General features: G+C 61.0%; 3 protein-coding genes and 2 pseudogenes. 4 read left to right on the top strand and 1 reads right to left on the bottom strand.

What is annotated here, in order from left to right:
* Both AC1D0P_RS23300 and AC1D0P_RS23295 read left to right on the top strand, forming a co-directional pair.
* Positions 1-227: pseudogene (locus tag AC1D0P_RS23300) on the top strand (putrescine ABC transporter permease PotH); the annotation flags it as partial.
* Between the two features lie 13 nt (positions 228-240).
* Positions 241-1,118 (top strand): annotated as a pseudogene (locus AC1D0P_RS23295) (ABC transporter permease).
* Here AC1D0P_RS23295 and AC1D0P_RS23290 read toward each other — a convergent pair.
* On the bottom strand, positions 1,063-2,010 hold the full coding sequence (locus AC1D0P_RS23290; RefSeq protein ID WP_477678912.1) for a DMT family transporter: 948 nt from the start codon (positions 2,008-2,010) through the stop codon (positions 1,063-1,065). The pseudogene AC1D0P_RS23295 and the gene AC1D0P_RS23290 sit on opposite strands and share 56 nt — an antisense overlap.
* Before the next feature lie 135 nt (positions 2,011-2,145).
* Between AC1D0P_RS23290 and AC1D0P_RS23285 the strand changes: the two genes are divergently transcribed.
* Both AC1D0P_RS23285 and aceA read left to right on the top strand, forming a co-directional pair.
* On the top strand, positions 2,146-2,586 hold the full coding sequence (locus tag AC1D0P_RS23285) for a gamma-glutamylcyclotransferase family protein (RefSeq protein ID WP_477678911.1): 441 nt from the start codon (positions 2,146-2,148) through the stop codon (positions 2,584-2,586).
* Positions 2,587-2,947: 361 nt separating this feature from the next.
* Positions 2,948-3,633, top strand: a 686-nt coding sequence (gene aceA / locus AC1D0P_RS23280) for an isocitrate lyase (RefSeq protein ID WP_477678910.1), incomplete at its 3' end; no start/stop codon positions are given.

Below are 3,633 nucleotides of genomic sequence, written 5' to 3'. Positions count from 1 at the left end.
GCTCCATGCTGGTGTTCATTCCCAGCGTCGGCGAGTTCGTGATCCCCTCGCTGCTGGGCGGTGCCGAAAACATCATGATCGGGCGCGTGGTCTGGGACGAGATGTTCAGCAGCAACAACTGGCCGCGCGCCTCCGCGCTGGCGGTGGTGATGATTCTGCTGATCCTGGTGCCGCTGGCCTTTTATTACCGCTCCAGCAGCGATCGCGACGCGCGGGGAGGGCATTGAGATGAAAACCGGTATGAGGAGTATTTCGCGCCTGGTGGAAAACAACGTGGGCAAACTCTGGATGGGGCTGGTCTACCTGTTTCTCTACATCCCGCTGTTTTTCCTCATCGTTTTTTCTTTCAACAGCACGCGGCAGGACGGGGTTTTACAGGCTTCTCGACGCGATGGTATGAGGCCTTGCTGGCGGACTCGCGGCTGGTCGAAGGCTTTTTCCTGTCGCTCAAGGTGGCGCTGATCACCGGCACGCTGTCGGTGGTGCTGGGCAGCTTTGCCGCCTTTGTGCTGGTGCGCTATCTGCGCTTCACCGGGCGCACGCTGTTTTACGGGCTGGTGAATGCGCCGCTGGTCATGCCCGAGGTCATCATCGGGCTGTCCTTGCTGCTGCTGATGGTGGCGGTGCAGCGCACCGTGGGCTGGCCCGATCGCGGCTTCATCACCATCGTGACCGGCCACACCCTGCTGGGCATGGCTTACGCCACCGTGGTGATCCAGTCGCGCCTCAGTGAAATGGACCGCACCCTCGAAGAGGCCGCCATGGACCTGGGCTGCCGTCCCATGCAGGTGTTCTTTCTGGTGACCCTGCCCAATATCGCGCCGGCCCTGGTGTCGGCCTGGCTGCTGACGTTCACGCTCTCGTTTGACGACGTGGTGATTTCGGAGTTCTTGTCGGGCCCGGGCGTGACGACCCTGCCGCAGGTGATCTTCAGCTACGCCCGCCGCGGCGTGAACCCGTCGATTTACGCGGCGGCCACGATTTTGATCACCGTGGTGTCGCTGGGCATCATCAGCTACAGCATCTATGTGATGCGCCGGCAAAAGCGGCTGGACCGCGAAATCAGTGCGGCGGCTCGACCGGAACAGGCTTTTCCAGACCCCGTCCCGGCAAAGTAGCCAGCACCACGCCGGCCAGCGCAATGCCGAAGGCGCCGATCTGGGTGGCGTTCAGTGTTTCTCCCAGCACCATGACGCCGACCGCGGCGGCGCTGATGGGCAGCAGCACGGCAAACACACCGGCCTCGTTGGCAGGGATGGTCTTGAGGCCCGTCATCCAGAGCCAGACCGTCCAGACACTGGCGGCCAGCGAGTAAAACACCAGCAGCAACCACAAGGACGGCGCGACCCGGCCGAAGTCAAAACTCCAGGCCATCCAGAGCCCCAGCGGCGTGACGAGCGCAAAGCCCCAGAGGTTGATCAAGGCTGAAATGCGTTTGGGGCTCAGCACGCCGGTCAGTTTCTTGCCGATCACCGCATAGAAGGCTTCGCACAAGACCGCGCCCACCAGCAGCAGGTTGCCCAGCCAAGCGTAGCTTGGCGCCGGGTCGGTTTGCGGCCCCGCTGCGGCGTGCACCGCCGCTGGATTTTTGGCCAGCGACACCAGCGCGATGCCAACCACGGCGCAGGCCACTGCGCCCCAGACCCGCAGGCCAATGCGCTCCCGCAGGAACAGCCAGCTCATGAGCGCGACGGCGGCCGGGATGGAGGCCATGATGACGCCGGCCGCGACGGCACTGGTCATGCTCACGCCGAACAGCATGCAGATGGAAAACAGGAAGTTGCCGAGGAACGATTCCAGGAACAGCAGGCGGGCGGTTTGCCGGCTCATGGGAATCTCTTCAGCGGGCTTTTTGAGCCAGCGCAGCATGGCTGCACCACCTATGCCAAARCGCAGCCAGGCGAGCAGGAAGACGGGAAGGGCGGCGACCAGGGGTTTGGACAGCGCCACATAGCTGCCCACCAAAGACATGCTGAGCCCGAGACAGGCGTACGCCACAATGCGGTTCATTAAACTGGGGGGTCCTGTTGCACGGCCATGCGGCCCGCCGGTTGGAGGGATTGGCAGGGATGCCAGCAGGCCGGAATCATGCCTTAATTTTCATGGCTGGCTTTACAAGCCTTCCGATACCCAGGATTCCAAGCAATGCCATCTTCTTCCGTCACCCGCCATGTCTTTGTCTACGGCACCTTGCGCAAAGGGGAAGAGCGGGACATCAACCGCTTGCCGCCCGCGCCACGCTGGGTAGGGCGGGCACAAGTGGCCGGTGTCATGCACCACCTGGGAAGCTACCCAGGCTTGGTGCTTGGCGGACCAGGTGTGGTGCACGGTGAGGTCTACGCCATCAGCGCCGAGCTGGAACGCGTGCTCGATGAAATCGAAGAGGTCTGGCCGCAGCAAACTGGTGAATATGCCAAGCGCGAGGTGGTAGTGCAGCTGGACGCGAGCCCGGAGCCAAGCGGATCGCGAGGCGAAGCGCGCGAGCTCTTGTGCGTTCTTTATGAAATCGCACCTGAGCGCGCCCAGGGCAAGCCCGTTATCGCCGGCGGCGACTGGGTGCTGCACCGTACTGGCCGCAAAACCTGAGTTTCCGCGCGTGTTGCCGCAAGCATGCGCGCACCGTGCATCCATTCTGATTGGATCGAAGCACGGGCTGCCTTCGCGGCGCTGTTGGGCCCGCTCGTGGCCTTGCCTCATATTTCACGATTCAATAAATTCATTTCACAATACAAAAATATGAAATGGTGCGCTGCGGAAATTTTTCTCAATCCGAGAAATGGAATTTTGTATTGCGGTATTTTGTTGATAGATTGTTGATTTTATTGAGTTTTAATTTTGTCTTATATAAGACATAAGAGCTTCACAAAGTCTTGTAGAAGACTTAAAGTGACTTCATCGCATTCACTTTTTTCTCTTCTTCAATTCTCTTTAACCCACGGAGCCCACCATGCCACAAACCCTCACTGAACAACTGAGCCGCGACCAGCAGATTTCCGCCCTGGAAAAAGACTGGGCCACCAATCCCCGCTGGAAGGGCATCAAGCGCGGTTACAGCGCGGCCGACGTGGTCCGCCTGCGCGGCTCCTTCCCCATCGAGCACACGCTGGCACGCCGCGGTGCTGAAAAGCTCTGGGGCCTGGTCAACAACGAACCTTACGTGAATTGCCTGGGTGCGCTGACGGGCGGCCAGGCCATGCAGCAGGTCAAGGCCGGCGTCAAAGCGATTTACCTGTCGGGCTGGCAAGTCGCCGCCGACAACAACAGCTACGCTTCCATGTACCCCGACCAGTCGCTGTACCCCGTGGATTCCGTTCCTACCGTGGTCGAGCGCATCAACAATACCTTCCGCCGTGCCGATGAGATCCAGCATTCCAAGGGCATCGATGCCGGCGACAAGGGCTATATCGACAACTTCGCGCCCATCGTGGCCGATGCAGAAGCCGGTTTCGGCGGCGTGCTCAACGCTTTCGAACTGATGAAGGCCATGATCAAGGCCGGCGCCGCCGGCGTGCACTGGGAAGACCAGCTCGCCTCGGTGAAAAAATGCGGCCACATGGGCGGCAAAGTGCTGGTGCCTACGGCCGAAGCGGTGCAAAAACTGGTGGCGGCCCGCATGGCTGCCGACGTCTGCGG

It is taken from the genome of Polaromonas sp. P1_G2 (assembly GCF_056405515.1).
This window is presented reverse-complemented; position numbering and strand designations above follow the sequence as displayed.

Coding starts and splice junctions, on each gene's coding strand:
- AC1D0P_RS23285 (WP_477678911.1), top strand. CDS start 2,146: ATGCCATCTTCTTCCGTCACCCGCCATGTCTTTGTCTACGGCACCTTG.